This window comes from Plantibacter sp. H53, from assembly GCF_001650455.1.
In the GTDB taxonomy this organism is placed as follows: Bacteria; Actinomycetota; Actinomycetes; order Actinomycetales; family Microbacteriaceae; genus Plantibacter; species Plantibacter flavus_A.
In genome coordinates, this window is sequence record NZ_LWCT01000024.1 from 127222 (window position 1) to 141992 (window position 14771).

Here is a 14771-nt window from a genome sequence, read left to right on the forward strand (position 1 = left end):
TCGTCTTGTCGGAGACGAGCGAACTGACACCGGGGGCCGATCAAGGCGCGCTCGATTGGCCCCCGGCTGCGTCTCTAGCGGTGTCTGACTATCGCTTCATGATCCAGTTGGTGTTCTGGTTCCGGAAGGTGGCGCTGTCGAGGTTGAAGCATGTGCCACCGGACTGCGACGGGAAGGTCCGGTAGGAATACCCACCGTCGGTGGACAGCAAGAACCGCCCATTTGCGACGTATACGGACGCGGCGTTCTTGCGGATGTACTGGCCGTTGCCAGCGCCGCCTTCGTTGTATCGGTCGTTGATCCAGGCTTCGCCGGCGTTGGTGCCGAAATATGCCCGTGAGCCGGTGCCGCCCGAATAGCAGTTCTGGCCATAGAAGATGCGGAAGTACGGCTGTGCAGCCGCTGCGCGAGCGGAATCACCGGAGCTCGATGTTGCCTCAGTGAATGCGAGCGGGCTCTTCTCCGAGGTGCTCGGGACGGTGCGTTCCGCAGCAGTGGCTGGACTGCCGCCAACGAGAAGTCCGGCGAGGCCGAGTGCGGCGATAGTCGACGCTGCGAGTGTTCGACGTGCGCGTTGGAAGTTGTTCACTGTGGCTCCTGTGTCTGTTATGTCTATGGGGATGTTTCGGCGCATTCGATGACCGAGCTAGCACCCAGCTGCGTTCGCTGCTGCACGAGCTGCAGCAGCGTAGGGAGGGTAGGTGGCGCTCTTGCCGAACGCACAGAGTTTGCGCCATGTGTTCGCCCCCACGACTCCGTCGGCGGTGAGTCCATTGCCGCGCTGGAACTGCTTGACCGCGGTCAGCGTCGCGGGACCGAAGTTGTTGTCAACCGCCGTGACCTGGTTGTACTGGCGGAGGATCGACTGAATGTGCCCAACGCACGTCGAGTAGCCACCGGATGAGTATTGGTAGTCAACACATCTCCCGGCAGCTTGTGCGGGCGCGGCCGCTCCGCCAATCAGCGTCGCACCAGTTAGCACGACCCCGACCAGGAATTTACGCATCTTCACTATTTGCTCTCCGTTCCCCGAAGGTTCGCTCGGTATATCGATAAGCGGGGCCCACAGCCGAGCGTTCGCGAAGCCGGTGAAAGCGGTCCGTGGACGTACTTAGCACTGGCAAATCCCCCTCTGTCAGCATGCCGTGGCCAGGCTCCGCCAGTCAAGAGAAGTGCCTCTGAGTCGAGGGCGCTACCGATGAATCGATACCGTGTGGGTCGTCGACTGGGCCCGTGCGTGGAGACTCACAATCAGAACCCCGCCGGCGTGTTGCGGTCCTCGACGAGCCCGTAGTCAGCATCGATATCGGGAGGCACATTCGTCCGCGGTCTTGATCTGATGCACACTTGTGGGTTTTGATGAGGTTGCGGCGAGGATGCCGTGGTTGCCATTCACTGCCATAGATGCGATCGGGTCAAGGGGAGAAAGACGATGAAGTCTCTAGTGAAGAAGTTGTTGGCTGTTGTGACGGTCGGTGCCGCAATATCGTTGACAATGGTGGCAAGTCCTGCAAGTGCTGCCGGGACGAAGCTTTCGAGCAATGTGCAGCTCTGCCGCCAGTTCCCGCATGATGGGCTGGGCGGCCAGCTGTTCTACAGCGATGGCAGGTCGAAGTGTGCGCAGGTGTACACCACGGTCGCGAGTCTGAACGTTCGGAACGGTCCTGGTGCGGGGTGGCCTTACGCGGGTTACGCGCTCTCCAGCGGCAAGGTATATGAGTTCGAGTGCTGGACAGGTGGTTCCGTCGTTGATGGCGATAACACCTGGCTGAGGCTGTACACCGCCGGAGGCGGAGCGAAGTATGTCGCGGATCGTTACGTGTACACGGGGCCGAACGTCAAGACCATTCTTCCTCGCTGCTGATTCCAAACGGTGGGGTGAGTTACGCGCAGACCTCAGCCGGACTATCCGAGGGCTGCGCACACCGAACGGACGAGTCCTCCCGGAAGTAGTTGGGGTGTCCCAACGGAAGCACGCACGTCGTCCGGTTCACGCCTGGTGCAAAAGCTGGCGGAATACTCCAACAATCCAAAGGGCAGGGCCTAAATCGATCGTTTTCGCACCGGTAGGGCGTTGGGCCATATGTTTACGGTGTGCCTCACTCATCTCAGAACAAACGCTCCGGGCTTAAAGCTGTCAGCGCTATCCTCGCTGTTCTCCTTCTGATCGGGCTCGGCTTCCTGCCCTGGGCCGGAGACGGAGGGGGCCGTCGCCTCTTGGTGTTCATATACGCCTTGCTCGCGGTCATCCTCGGTGTGTGGAGGATGGCTATGACGATCTGGATGCACCGGGACGAGACTCCTGCTGCGTTGAAGGATCAGGAACGGAAGCACGGAAACGGCGTGCTGTTGCTTGACGTGTTCACGGTGGTCTTCGGTGCGCCCGCGGCCCTTCTCGGCGCGCTGAGCTTCCTCGTCTCGGCCTGAGCACTGGGCGGGTCCGAAACAGATCAGTTTCGGTCGATTGCGGCAACCTACAACCGCTCGGACCTAATAGAGCATGCCCATCGCGGCTCTCACTTCATCGAGCGTGTCGGTGGCGATGCTCTGCGCTCGCTCGATTCCTGCGCGTAGGACCGTTGCCGCGTCATCGATGGTCAGCGCTGCTCGTCGCACGCGGTGCTCGGCCAAGAACTCGTTCACGGCCTCGATGGTGAGGTTCTTAAGCGCGCCGGACCCGGCATCTCCGATCTCGTCAGCGAGCTCGATCGGGGCGCGCCCCAGGATGATCGCCGCGGTTGCAAGCAGCCCAGATACCTCGGGGCGGTTCTCGGGGTCGTAAGTGATGGTGCGCTCTGAGTCGGTACGTGCTCGTCGGATAACGGCGGCGGTTTCATCGGCGGTCATGCTCAGGGCGATCGCATTGCCGTAGCTCTTGGACATCTTGCGGCCGTCGAGCCCAGGAAGCTCCGGCGTTTCGGTGATGAGCGCTGCGGGCTCTGGGAAGACCTGCCCGTAGCGTTCGTTGAATCGGCGTGCGATCGTGCGGGTGACTTCGACGTGCGGCAGGTTGTCTTTTCCGACGGGGACCAGATTGCCCTTGCAGAACAGAATGTCGGCGGCTTGGTGCACGGGATACGTGAGCAGTAGCCCGCTCAACGCTCGACCGGATGCCGCCAGCTCCGCCTTCACGGTCGGGTTGCGGTGCAGCTCCGCTTCCGTCACGAGGCTCAGGAACGGGAGCAAGAGCTGGTTGAGAGCCGGCACGGCCGAGTGGGCGAAGATCGTCGTCGATCGTGGATCGAGGCCTGCGGCGAGGTAGTCGAGAACGGCCTCGTAGACGTTCTCGCGAATGTTCCCGGCGACATCTCGGTCGGTGATGACCTGGTAATCGGCCAGGATGACGAACGTCTCGACCCCGAGCGATTGAAGTCGGACACGCTCTCGAATCGTGCCGACGTAGTGGCCGAGATGTAACAGGCCCGTGGGGCGCTCTCCGGTCAAAACCCGGAACTGTTCGGGGCACTCCGCGATCCGAGCGCGCAGCTCCGGCATTCGTTCTGCGGTGGCGGTGAATGAGTCCATGTCTGCTCCTAAGTTGAGGAGCTGCACGGACAAAGGTGCCGCGATTTTTCGCGGGCTGCCGTGCAGCCCGCGCGTGAATGCGTTACGGCTGCGGAAACAGCCACCACCACGACGAAACGGTGAGACGCATGCACTCAGACTAGCGGCCTCCCGAAACTCCCGTCCGAAACTATCTGTGCCGTAATCGGGTTATGAAACGGACGGCGTTTCCGGCACGGCCGTCTCTTGACTCTGGCTGTCGTGCCGGAATTGATCGTTTTCGGGGCAGCATGGGCGCGTTGGGCCGAGTCGGGCGACACGCCGTGTCGACGTCAACCGAAACTGTCACCCGAAACCTCCATGCTCCGAAACTGCCTACCGACCGTTATCGGTGGGTGGCCGTAGGTTTCTCCTATGGCCAACGTGATCGGGTACGCCCGCGTCTCCACTCGCGAGCAGAACCCGGAGTCTCAGGAGCGAGAGTTGCTCGCTGCAGGTGCATCGCGGGTCTTCGTCGACCGCGGTGAGTCGAGTCGTGTGTCAGAGCGCCCCCAGTGGCTCGGCTGCCTCGACTACCTCCGTCCCGGCGACACGCTCATGATTCGTGCGCTGGACCGCATCGCTGGTTCCGAGGTCATGGCGATACAGACGATCGCCGAGCTCCACGATCGAGGCGTGAACATTCGCAGCCTCACGGAACCGGAGATCGACACCACGACTCCGATGGGACGTGCACTGTTCGGTATCGTCGCGGTCTTCGCTCAACTCCGGGTCGACACCATCCGAGACAACACTCGTCGAGGGTTGGCGAACGCTCGCGCTCAAGGCCGAGTTGGTGGCCGGCCCTCCGTCATGACCGAGGAGCGCACCGCAGAAGCGCTCCGCATGCGATCAGAGGGGCGCAGCGTCGCTCACATCGCCAAGGTGCTCGGCGTCGGAGCATCGTCGGTTTCCCGTGCAATCGCGAAGGTATCGACGTGAAGCAGCAGTCCGAGGCCGTAGTGAGATCCTTGGTCGAGCGGCTGCAGCTGATCGAGGAGCTCGAGCAGCACCTCGAAGGAAAGTACTTCGATCTCGCGCTACCGGGGTCCGAGCTAGCCGCCGACGATGCCCTCATGGGCTACCTCCAGACAAGCCACCTCGTTGGACACTGCTTGTCGGTCTCGCTCGACGCTCTGCGAACCGCTCGCCTCGTGCTGCAGGATCCTCATGTGGACGGCGGGCTCAGGCTGCCGATGATCGGGCAGTTCGCTGTTCTGCGCACCTCGAGCGAAGCCGCGGCACTGGCGACCTGGCTGCTCCAACCCGACGATCGAGTTGAACGTCTGAGCAGGTCGCTCCAAGCTCGGATGGACGATGTCATCCACGACGACCAGCTCGCGACTGTCAACACCGGCTCCCTGCCCGACGATGCGAAGGATCTTGTGTCTCGGCATCAGCGCCACCGGCGCGAGAACACGAAGAAGGTCCGCGAACGCAAAGCGCACCTTCGGAGCCTCGCGGCCACGGCAGGTGTCGAAGAATCCGTGGTGCTGCCGGGACTGCCAGGTTTCGGCCCGATCGTCGCGCAGGCCTCAGATGAGATAGGCATCAGGAGCACGGTGGCCCGCGGAACCTGGCAGATGATCAGCGGCCTGACCCACCCTTCGGCTTCCCGAACCATGATGCTCTCAGCCGTGGACTTCCATGACGAAACCTCAAACCGAGCCCTGATCACGGCAGACCCGGCAGTCATCGTTCACGCGATCGACGCGGCCTTCCAGTTCCACGTCGCGGCGCTTCGACTTGCCTCCGTCCGTGGTGGAAACGCGACGATGGCACTCGGCGGACCGACGAGCAGTGCGACCTAACATGGGTTATCGTTACTCTTCTGGACAAGTTATCCACAGGCGGTGCGGCCTGAAACCGCCCCTTTTTTGTGTCGGTCGGACCGGCTGCCGGTCCATCGGTTCAGGCTGTTACTTGCCAGTCACTCTGCCGACGATGAGATCTGGTGATCAGCAGCGAGAAGAATGGTGGGTCACGACTCGTCGCGGAAGTCGGAGATCGTGTGCGCCAGGAGGCGTGGTTCGTTGAACACGACGTCGCAGCCGTCGCTCTGGGGTGACTGGGCCTCGAATCCGATCTCGAGCGGCTTGTGGCCGTTCGGGAGGGCGAACGCGCGGATCAGCATCCATCGTTCGCCGTCCAGGGAGGCGTGGAAGGCGAAGACCGTCCCCTTCCGAGAGACGCGCAGGTGCGCGTGATCGCCGTCGACGGTGAAGGCGTTGGCGTCGTCGGACACGCGATTGTTGACGACGCTGACGATCATGCCTTCCCCGCGGGGCGAGAACTCGAAGCACAGCTTCGCCCACGTCTCACGGTCGTAGCGCAGGAACAACACCCCGGCGTCGAACGTGCCCGCGAAGCGGACGCGGACCCGCGCGCTGAGCTGGAAGTCGCCTGCGGGAGCATCGGTCAGCAGCGTTGCGGCGTTGTGCAGCGTCGATGACGTGACCTGGCCGCCCTCGTCGCCGCCTGGGTCGGTGAAGATGTCGGTGCCCGGAATGCTGGACACACTGATGCTGCCCGAAGCAGGATCCACCGACCAGCGGTCTTCAGGGAACGGTCGGAACGGGGTCTCAATGCTCGGGATGGAAAGCGTCATGCGAGCAGGCTAGCAACAAACCGTGAACGTGCACGGTTTTGGAGCGGTGCGCTCACCCCGCCCCTTGGAGCACCATGAAATCGGACGTCCGCGCCCCATCATCGAGTACTCGAGCTGAGGAGTCGTTCGCGACGCCGCGTGATGTGGGGTGCGAGGAATGCTGCGGCTACGACCAGTGCGAGGGGCACGATGAGGGCTCTGCGCAGGCCATAGTGCTCGCCGAGGAACCCGAGCACAGGGGGGCCGACGAGGAACGCGACGTACCCGAGTGTTGCAACGAACGAGACACGAGCGGAGCTGTGAGGACCGGAGGCTCCCGCTGCGCTGAGCGCGACGGGGAATCCGAGCGAAGCGCCGAGTCCCCAGAGGACGACGGCGGCGCCAGCGGCGACCTGGTTGTCGACGAAGATCACGACGGCGAGCCCGGCAGCACCGGCGATCGCACTCGCGCAGAGCACAGCGGCACGGCCGTAGCGTGCGATGAACCAGCCGCCGCTGAATCGTCCGACGGTCATGGACGCGGCGAACACTGCGTAGATCGCGGACCCGAGGGCAGGGTCGAAACCGTGTCCATCGACCATGACCAGGGGCAGCCAATCGTTCGCGGTACCTTCTGCCAAGGCCATCGCCAGCACCACCGCGCCGATGATCAACAGACGCCCGTCACGCACCAGCGCACCCAGCCGACCGCCGGGAGACGCACTCGAGGCCCCGCCCGCGCGGTCTGCCGCGCCTACGCCGGAGGAGATCTGGCGGATGGCGACGACGAGGATCAGCAGGTCGATGCCGCTGACGATGAGGAGGTGGGTCAGGACGGGGAACTCGGTGGCCGTGAAGACGATCCCGGCGACGGCGCCGACGAACGTGCCGAGGCTGAATGAGCCGTGCAATGCCGGAAGAACGGGTTTGTCCAGAACCTGTTCCACGTCGGCACCTTCGACGTTGAGGGCGACTTCGAGCCCGCCCATGCCGAGGCCGAAGAGGAGCAGGCCCGCGGTGACGACGCCGCTCTGGCTCAATGATGCGCCGAGGCCAATGGTGGGCATGCTCAAAACGATCAGAGCGGTTCCGAGCACCATGATCGGGCGCGTGCTGAAGCGCATGACAAGCGGACCAGCGCTCAGAATTCCGACCATGGAACCCACCGACAGCCCCAACAGGACCAGCCCGACCTCCGCCGTCGAGGCTCCGAGCAGGTCCCGGATGTCGGGCGTCCTCGTCACCCATGACGAGATACTCACCCCCGGCACGAAGAAGAGGGCGCACAGAGCCAACCGACGTCGCAATGCCTCTTCCGTCACATTTTTCCGATCCATGTGTACAAACGTACACATGTTTGGTCATACTGGTTTCACGACCGGAGGTGCGAATGGGAAGCGAACGTGTGCCGAACGATACGGGCCGCCGAGAGCGGATTGCAGAGGCCGCGCTCGGCGTGATCATCGCGCACGGCGTACACCGCACGACCCACCGCAAGATCGCCGAGGCCGCAGCCGTTCCGCTCGGATCGGTGACCTACTACTTCAAGACCCTGGAAGACGTGGTCTGCTCGGCATTCGAGGGGCTCATGACCACGATGTCGGCACGTTATGCAGCAGCGCTCAATGCGGCAGAAGATCAATCCGCCGCGTGCGATGCAGTGACCGAGCTCCTCTGCGGAGACTCATTCGCGTCCGAAGGCGAGCTCGGAGCGATCTACGAGCTGTACGCATTCTCAAACCACAATGATCGAGCCCACCGACTGATGGCCGGGTGGCTCGCCCTCAGCCGGGCGAGCTTGTCGCGGCATTTCTCAGCAGATGCGGCCCGGGCGATCGACGCATTCGTGGAGGGCCGCCTCATCCACCGCCCGCTGGAGCCCAGAGAACTCGACCGAACCGTCGTGCACCGCGCCATCACCGCCCTCGCGCTCGCACTGCCGTGAGCGCGGAGATGTCCCTCAACACCGCGACGGATGTTTGACCACTCACCAACGCTCAGCGAGACGAAGAAAGGTACAACACAACGCCCACAATCATTACCGCCCGAAATGGGCTTTTGCATCGGTCACCGTTTTCGCGATTCGCCATCTCGAACTCGGCGCCGACGTGGTCCGTGGCCGTCAAGTCAGCGCCTTAGTCGCCCGTCCGAAACACAAACCTGTCGTCGGCCGACCACACGTGCTGGTCGTCACAAGTGTATCCCCGCAGCCATAATTGGCCGTCGATCACCCTGAGGTAGAGGCCGGCTGGGAAGTCGTCGTCCTCCCTGAGGCGGGGCGCGGCGACGGTGAGCGACCCTGACGGAGCGCGACCGGAACTCAGCACACTGTCGGGAGCAGACGCCTGGTCCGCAGTCACAAGTCGCATGTGGGCCGCGGTGACGGAAGGGCAGAGGCGCAGCCCCGCACTCTTTGCGTGGTCGTAGCTCTCGGGTAGCGTCCCGCCTCTGGTAGGCCAAGCTCCCGCACCGAGCGCTCGACAATCGATACCGCCTCCGCCTCGGAGGCGCCCTGGCCCAGTGCTTCGGCGAGGAGTGTCTCGGCGTGTGCGTTCAGCAGAACGCCCGTCTCGGTGAATCGAGCCAGAAGCTCGCCGTGAGAAAGACCACCGACGAGAACGGTTCGAACCTGCGCACTATCTGGAGCAAGAGTCACTCGTCGAGGTTAGTGGTCGCCTCTGATCGTCCAACGAGCTTGCGTCTATAGGGTACGGCAGTCACCTAGAATTGATCGTTTTCGGCGCACGGGAGCGACGGGTGCCGAGGCGGTGTCGAGGTCGACCGAAACCTTCACCCGAAACGTCAGCACAGCGAAACTGACCACCGACCGTTTCTGGTCGCCGCGTGCGACCTGCCCCGGAACGTCAGGGTGTTCGCGTGGAGGTGCCGGTCTGGTGACGGTAAAGAGTTGCTCTGCTCCAGCCGACGAGTGCGGCGGCTTCTGCTGCGGTGCGGCCGCGATCGCGGGCGTCGGCGACGATGGCCAGCTTCTCGGCGATGGTGTCAGGATTCACGGGTGGGCGCCCGAAGCGAGTGCCGGATTCCCGTGCTGCGGCGATGCCGGCGTTGACGCGTTCGACGATGAGCTCGCGTTCGTACTCGGCCAGCGTGGCGAGCATGTGAAGCATCAGCCGGCCAGTCGACGTCGCCGGGTCGATCCCATCCGAGAGTGATCGCACGTGGATCCCGCGGCCGCGCAGGAGCTCGACCGTGTTGAGGACGTCGATGAGCGATCGCCCGAGTCGGTCGATGCGCCACACAATCACGGTGTCGCCAGCCTCGGCATACTCGAGCAACTTGGCCATGCCGGGGCGGTCGATTGCCGTCTTACTGCCGGAGGTCACGTCAGTGAACACGTCGCGTTTCTGGACGCCGGCGTCGACGAGCGCGTCGAGCTGCAGCTGCGCGTCCTGGCCGGCGGTGCTCACTCTGGTGTACCCGATCTGCCTCATCGCTCCAGCATGTCTCAGAAACCCGCGTGGGCAGGAGTGAGACACGCCGCATTGTGAGACGAGTTTTTGAGACGTGCGACTGGCTGCGAGATCGGCGGAGTTCCAAGCTCAAGTTCGGTGAGACCACCGACGCACCAAATGTCTCGTAAACCTGTAGCTTCCTGAGGCAGAGTGGCTTTTCGGCCGTTGAGCATGGAGTCGGCGTGGCGAATCGGCACGGAGCCCGCCACCTCCGCATCGGTTCGGATTGGTCTCGCCTGCTCGATCGTGCAAGTCTCACCCTGGTGGGAATGGCGGGGTTATGAATGTTGGGATGATGATCGGAGCGGTCATCGTGCTAATCGCAGGTGCGGGTCTGAAGATCTTCCCCCAGGGCGTTCGACCGGTACGCAGGACCGTGCCTGCGGAGGACCATCCGGAGGCAGCAGACTTCTCCCGACGGAGATGCAGCTCTCTGGCGATGGCTTGGACTTCTTGCCGCCACCTTGGCAACGCTCATGCTCATCAGGTCGCTCGGGTGAGGGGGACAATACGAAGAAGTCGGCTCAACAGCCTCGGCGCTGTGGCTCAGGAGGAACGCATGTCCGATCCGTCGCTCGGACGTGCAAACGATCCGTACAGAGGCGAACCCACTTCAAGTGGAACGCGAGTGGGGGTCGTCGCAGCGACCGCAGCACTCATCGCGCTGGTGCTGCAGATCATCCTCCGAATCGTGATCGACCGGCTTGCATCGACATCAACGCAGTTCTTTTCGGCTGATGACACAAACGAGTCCCGGATCACCCTGGTGCTTGGACTGAGCCTCATGTTCATCTTTCCGACCGCACTCTTCCTGCAGACGGTTCGGGCCGCGCGACGTGACCTGGCCCTCCGTCAACGCATCCGGTGGTGGTGGACGTATTGGGGTCCAATCGCGTGGGTGACCGCTGGTTTTGCGTTGAGCTGGGGATTCTTGCGTTTCGGCTGAGCTGCGTTCGGTGGTGGGAGCGGACCAATTCGTATTTGTCACTCAGGTAAGGCTATCCTTCCTAGGTCCCACCCCTCGAATGAAGGAGACGACGTGCACCAGCGCGCCGCCATCAGCCTCGTCCTCGCCGCGGCGCTCGCCGTCGGACTGTCCGCCTGCGGCGCGTCCGAAGCGGTGGAGCCCGCATCGACCGCAGCCGCTGAGCAGGGCGCGACGGACTACCCGCTCACGCTGGACAACTGCGGCACCGAGGTCACGATCGACGCCGCGCCTCAGCGGGTCGTCTCCCTCGACCAGAACTCGACCGAGATCCTGCTGTCCCTCGGGCTCGAGGACCGCATCGTCGGCACCGCCTCCTGGACGGACCCCGTCCTCGACTCACTCGCGGATGCCAACGCCGACGTCCCGCGCCTGGCCGACAACGCGCCCACCTACGAGGTCGTCCTCGGAGCCGACCCGGACTTCATCACCGCCTCGTTCGGCCGTCACTACAACGAGGGCGGCGTCGCACCACGCGAGCGGTTCGCCGAGACCGGCATCGCCAGCTACCTCTCGCCCACCGACTGCGACAACGGAACGAGCATCAACGGCGGCGGGACGCGTACGACACCGCTCACCATCGACGCGCTCTACCAGGAGATCACCGAGATGGGAGAGGTCTTCGACGTCTCCGACCGTGCTGCCGCGCTCGTCGCCGAGCTGCAGAGCCGTGCCGCGAAGGCGACCGGGGGCGTCGACTTCGACGGCACGACGGTCGCATTCTGGTTCGCCGACACGAAGACCCCGTACGTCGGCGGTGGGCTCGGATCCGCCGCGCTGCTCGCCTCGACCACCGGGCTCGACAACGTCTTCGGGGAGCTCGAGGACGACTGGCCGGCCACCAACTGGGAAGACCTCGTCGACCGCGACCCGCAGGTCCTCGTGCTCGGCGACCTGCAGCGCGACCGGTTCCCCGGCGACCGGCTCGACGACAAGGTCGCATTCCTGGAGTCCGACCCGCTCACGAAGACCATGGACGCGGTGCGCAACCAGCGATACATCGCTCTCCACGGCGCCGAACTGAACCCGTCCATCCGCTTCGTCGACGGCCTCGAGAAGATCAAGGCGTGGTGGGTCGAGCACGAGGACGAGCTCTGAACCCGGAGACGGTGACGAGCACCGAGCCGGTGACGCACAGCGACACGGCACGGCGACCCGTCTCACGCGCTCGCCGCGCGACGATCACCGGCCTGCTCGTCCTCGCCGGCGTGGTCCTCCTCCTCGTCTCGGTCGGCGTGGCGATCACGCTCGGCCCAGCGGACATCCTGCTCGTGAACGTGCGGGACATCGTCGCGAACCACCTCGGTGTCACCGACATCCCGGTGAAGCTGTCGAAGGACGCGATCGTGTGGGAGGAGCGCCTGCCACGAGCCTTCGTCGCGGCAGCCTGCGGTGCCGGGCTCGGGCTCTGCGGCGTCATCATGCAGTCCCTCCTCCGCAATCCGCTGGCCGACCCCTTCATCCTCGGCATCTCCTCCGGTGCGTCGACCGGCGCGGTCGCGATCGGGATCCTCGGACTCGGCGGTGCGTCGATCGGCCTCTCCGGCGGCGCCTTTATCGGCGCGCTCGTCGCCTTCGGACTCGTGCTCCTGCTCTCCCGTCTCTCCGGCGGCGGGACCGACCGGGTCGTGCTGGCGGGCGTCGCCAGCACGCAACTCTTCTCCGCGCTGACGTCGCTGATCATCTTCGCGTTCGCCGACTCGGACGAGACGCGCGGCGTGATGTTCTGGCTGCTCGGCTCCCTCGAGGGCGTGCGTTGGGATGACGTGGCGCTCTGCGCGATCGTCGTGGTCGCCGGCTCGGTCCTGTGCCTCCGGTACGCCCATGCGCTCGACGCGTTCGCCTTTGGTGAGGACGTCGCGGCGTCGCTCGGCATCCACGTCGCGAGGACACGGGCGATCCTGCTCATCGCGACGGCGCTCATCACGGCGACGCTGGTGAGCGTCGCGGGGGCGATCGGCTTCGTCGGACTCGTGCTGCCCCACGCCGCCCGCCTGCTCGTCGGGCCCCGTCACGGGCGACTCATCCCGGCCACGGCGATCATCGGTGCGATCTTCATGGTCTGGGTGGATGCCGGCTCGCGCGTCGCGTTCTCACCGACGCCGCTGCCGGTCGGTGTCGGGACCGCGCTCGTCGGGGTACCGGTCTTCATCGCCCTGCTGGCCCGGAGACGGAGGCGCGGATGACCCTTCATGCAGAGAACGTCTCCTGGAACCGCGGTGGTGCGCTCGTCGTCGACGGCGTGACGCTGCACCCCGAACCGGGACAGACTGTCGGCCTCCTCGGTCCGAATGGATCGGGCAAGTCGTCGCTCCTGCGGGTGCTCCACGGCCTGGTGAAGCCGACCGCCGGACTCGTGACGCTCGACGGTGTCGACCTGGCGTCGGTCGGTCGACGGCGGATCGCGCGTTCGGTCGCGTCGGTGACGCAGCACGCCAACACCGACGTCGACATCACGGTGCGCGACATCGTGCGACTCGGACGCATCCCACACCGCTCGGGAATCGGCGGTGACACCGCAGCCGACGAGACCGCCGTCGACCGTGCCCTTGCACACGTGGGCCTGCTCGACCAGGCCGGCCGACTCTGGCACACCCTGTCCGGAGGCGAACGCCAGCGGGCACAGATCGCGCGGGCACTCGCTCAGGAGCCACGCGAGCTCCTCCTCGACGAACCGACCAACCACCTCGACATCCGACACCAGCTGGAACTGCTCGACCTCGTCTGCGCGCTCCCGGTCACCACCGTCATCGCCATCCACGACCTCAACCTCGCCGCGATGTACTGCGACACTGTCGTCGTGCTGCGGGCCGGTCAGGTGGTCGCTGCCGGGGCACCGAGCGAGGTGCTGACCGCAGCGCTCATCGCGGACGTCTACGGCGTGGCGGCCGAGGTGACGCTGGACTCCCGCCGAGGGCACCCCGTCATCACGTTCACGCGATGATCCCGCCCGCTCTGGGCGCCGCCCGGCCCAAGCGCCCGTGAACCGACCCGGGGAATCCGCGCCTCCCCGTCGTCTCCGCATCGCGATGTTCTGGACCGCGGTCGTCCTCGCCGCGGCACCACTCGCTCGGGAACGTGCGTCTCCCGAAGGGGAGAGTTACTCGTCGAGGAGATGGATGTCCAGGTCACCACGGTGCGACAGTGCCCCGAGGCGCGCGGATGCCGACCGTGAGACCACCAGGGTCTGCAGCTCCGCCAGTGCCTCCAGTGGCCGGTAGTCCTCGATCGGGGCGCCGGCCACCCCGACGGTGACCAGGCCCGTGAGGGCACGGATCGGGTCGAGATCGGTGACGTTCGACCCGTTCAACCACAGCTTCTGCAGGCGGCGGAGCGGTCGGAGTGGCTCGATGTCGACGACCGGCGTATCGCCGAGCTCGAGCACCGTGAGTGCCTGCAGCCCCGACAGTGGGCGGAGATCGGTCACGCGCGTCTCGCTCAGCCACAGCTCCTCCAGGTCTCGAAGGCCTGCGAGCGGACGAAGATCGACGACATCCGTGCCTTCCAGCCCGAGTCGTCGGAGTCCGTGGAAGCGCTCGATGCCGTCCAGCACCGTCACCTCATCGACGACGATCTCGCTCAAGCCCTCCGAGCCCGCGCCGTGCGGCAACCCGCGCAGATGCGCCCGCACGGCAGCCCGCAGCCCCGCGTCCCGCAACGATTCGACCTCATCCACCCGATGATCCTCTCGCACCCACCGGCGAACACCCGGCAAGCCCGGAAGGCCGGTTCACTCCGAGCGCTCGAGCGTACCGATCTCCGTGCCGCTCCCGTCCAGGACGACGAGTTCCGTGTCTGTCCAGGTGCCGGATGCTCCGCCCGACAACCAGGTGTCGACTCCCTCGCAGGCCTTCCGCGTGGACACCAGCGGCGCGAACTCGACCGTGTCGCCGTCGGCCGTCCACGAGCCCATGAGTCGGTTGCACCCGTCGGTCCCCGTCACCGTGCCGTCCTCGGCGAACACCAGCGACGGGGTGTTCTGCGCGTCGGCGTCTCCCCAGACACCGACGACACCGACCGCGTCGCCGGACTCGGCGGACGCAGTGGTCGAGGGGTCGGCGCCGCTTTCGGCCCCGGAGGCGCATCCCGCGAGGGCGAGCGCGAGCACTGCTGCACCGATGACGCCGAGGCCCGCGGTGCGCCCCCGCTTCGATCCACCACCTGTGAACATGTCCATCCCCTC

Annotated in this window: 17 protein-coding genes; 9 read left to right on the forward strand and 8 right to left on the reverse strand. The window is 65.1% G+C overall.

What is annotated here, in order from left to right; all coding sequences use genetic code 11:
* Positions 1 to 88 precede the first annotated feature (88 nt).
* Complete coding sequence (locus tag A4X17_RS12030; protein ID WP_064295906.1) at positions 89 to 589, reverse strand: hypothetical protein; 501 nt, start codon at positions 587 to 589, stop codon at positions 89 to 91.
* A gap of 57 nt (positions 590 to 646) precedes the next feature.
* The gene (locus A4X17_RS18960; protein WP_082916138.1) at positions 647 to 1006 is read right to left on the reverse strand and encodes a peptidoglycan-binding protein; all 360 of its coding nucleotides are present in this window, start codon (positions 1004 to 1006) and stop codon (positions 647 to 649) included.
* Between the two features lie 375 nt (positions 1007 to 1381).
* Between A4X17_RS18960 and A4X17_RS19285 the strand changes: the two genes are divergently transcribed.
* The gene (locus A4X17_RS19285) at positions 1382 to 1864 is read left to right on the forward strand and encodes a hypothetical protein (RefSeq protein ID WP_157583478.1); all 483 of its coding nucleotides are present in this window, start codon (positions 1382 to 1384) and stop codon (positions 1862 to 1864) included.
* Positions 1865 to 2094: 230 nt separating this feature from the next.
* Entirely contained in the window at positions 2095 to 2427 is a 333-nt protein-coding gene (locus A4X17_RS19290) for a hypothetical protein (protein ID WP_157583480.1), read from the forward strand.
* A 63-nt stretch (positions 2428 to 2490) separates the two neighbouring features.
* Here the strand turns inward: A4X17_RS19290 and trpS are convergent, their stop codons facing one another.
* The gene (trpS, locus tag A4X17_RS12040; RefSeq protein ID WP_064295908.1) at positions 2491 to 3525 is read right to left on the reverse strand and encodes a tryptophan--tRNA ligase; all 1035 of its coding nucleotides are present in this window, start codon (positions 3523 to 3525) and stop codon (positions 2491 to 2493) included.
* A gap of 393 nt (positions 3526 to 3918) precedes the next feature.
* Here trpS and A4X17_RS12045 point away from each other — a divergent pair, with 393 nt between their 5' ends.
* The gene (locus A4X17_RS12045; protein WP_064295909.1) at positions 3919 to 4485 is read left to right on the forward strand and encodes a recombinase family protein; all 567 of its coding nucleotides are present in this window, start codon (positions 3919 to 3921) and stop codon (positions 4483 to 4485) included.
* Entirely contained in the window at positions 4482 to 5354 is an 873-nt protein-coding gene (locus A4X17_RS12050) for a hypothetical protein (protein WP_064295910.1), read from the forward strand. Before A4X17_RS12045 ends, A4X17_RS12050 begins: the two co-directional genes overlap by 4 nt.
* 170 nt (positions 5355 to 5524) lie before the next feature.
* Here the strand turns inward: A4X17_RS12050 and A4X17_RS12055 are convergent, their stop codons facing one another.
* Together A4X17_RS12055 and A4X17_RS12060 are read right to left on the reverse strand one after the other, a co-directional pair.
* A complete protein-coding gene (locus tag A4X17_RS12055; protein WP_064295911.1) occupies positions 5525 to 6151 on the reverse strand; it encodes a DUF1349 domain-containing protein in 627 nt (208 codons plus the stop codon).
* A gap of 98 nt (positions 6152 to 6249) precedes the next feature.
* Entirely contained in the window at positions 6250 to 7485 is a 1236-nt protein-coding gene (locus tag A4X17_RS12060) for an MFS transporter (RefSeq protein ID WP_369808460.1), read from the reverse strand.
* A 35-nt stretch (positions 7486 to 7520) separates the two neighbouring features.
* Between A4X17_RS12060 and A4X17_RS12065 the strand changes: the two genes are divergently transcribed.
* Positions 7521 to 8075, forward strand: coding sequence for a TetR/AcrR family transcriptional regulator (locus A4X17_RS12065; protein ID WP_064295913.1), 555 nt, complete (start codon positions 7521 to 7523; stop codon positions 8073 to 8075).
* A 919-nt stretch (positions 8076 to 8994) separates the two neighbouring features.
* Here A4X17_RS12065 and A4X17_RS12075 read toward each other — a convergent pair.
* A complete protein-coding gene (locus A4X17_RS12075; RefSeq protein ID WP_064295914.1) occupies positions 8995 to 9582 on the reverse strand; it encodes a recombinase family protein in 588 nt (195 codons plus the stop codon).
* Positions 9583 to 10162: 580 nt separating this feature from the next.
* On the opposite strand from A4X17_RS12075, the gene A4X17_RS12080 reads away from it, so the two are divergent.
* From A4X17_RS12080 to A4X17_RS12095, 4 genes are all read left to right on the forward strand, one after another.
* Positions 10163 to 10549: a hypothetical protein gene (locus A4X17_RS12080; RefSeq protein WP_139205416.1), complete on the forward strand. Its 387-nt coding sequence runs from the start codon at positions 10163 to 10165 to the stop codon at positions 10547 to 10549.
* 93 nt (positions 10550 to 10642) lie between these two features.
* Positions 10643 to 11686: an ABC transporter substrate-binding protein gene (locus A4X17_RS12085; RefSeq protein ID WP_064295916.1), complete on the forward strand. Its 1044-nt coding sequence runs from the start codon at positions 10643 to 10645 to the stop codon at positions 11684 to 11686.
* 11 nt (positions 11687 to 11697) lie between these two features.
* Complete coding sequence (locus A4X17_RS12090; RefSeq protein ID WP_064295917.1) at positions 11698 to 12774, forward strand: iron ABC transporter permease; 1077 nt, start codon at positions 11698 to 11700, stop codon at positions 12772 to 12774.
* A complete protein-coding gene (locus A4X17_RS12095) occupies positions 12771 to 13532 on the forward strand; it encodes an ABC transporter ATP-binding protein (protein WP_064295918.1) in 762 nt (253 codons plus the stop codon). Before A4X17_RS12090 ends, A4X17_RS12095 begins: the two co-directional genes overlap by 4 nt.
* Positions 13533 to 13688: 156 nt before the next feature.
* Here the strand turns inward: A4X17_RS12095 and A4X17_RS12100 are convergent, their stop codons facing one another.
* Together A4X17_RS12100 and A4X17_RS12105 are read right to left on the reverse strand one after the other, a co-directional pair.
* Positions 13689 to 14264, reverse strand: coding sequence for a leucine-rich repeat domain-containing protein (locus tag A4X17_RS12100; RefSeq protein ID WP_064295919.1), 576 nt, complete (start codon positions 14262 to 14264; stop codon positions 13689 to 13691).
* A 54-nt stretch (positions 14265 to 14318) separates the two neighbouring features.
* On the reverse strand, positions 14319 to 14759 hold the full coding sequence (locus A4X17_RS12105; protein WP_082916141.1) for an META domain-containing protein: 441 nt from the start codon (positions 14757 to 14759) through the stop codon (positions 14319 to 14321).
* Positions 14760 to 14771: the final 12 nt, after the last annotated feature.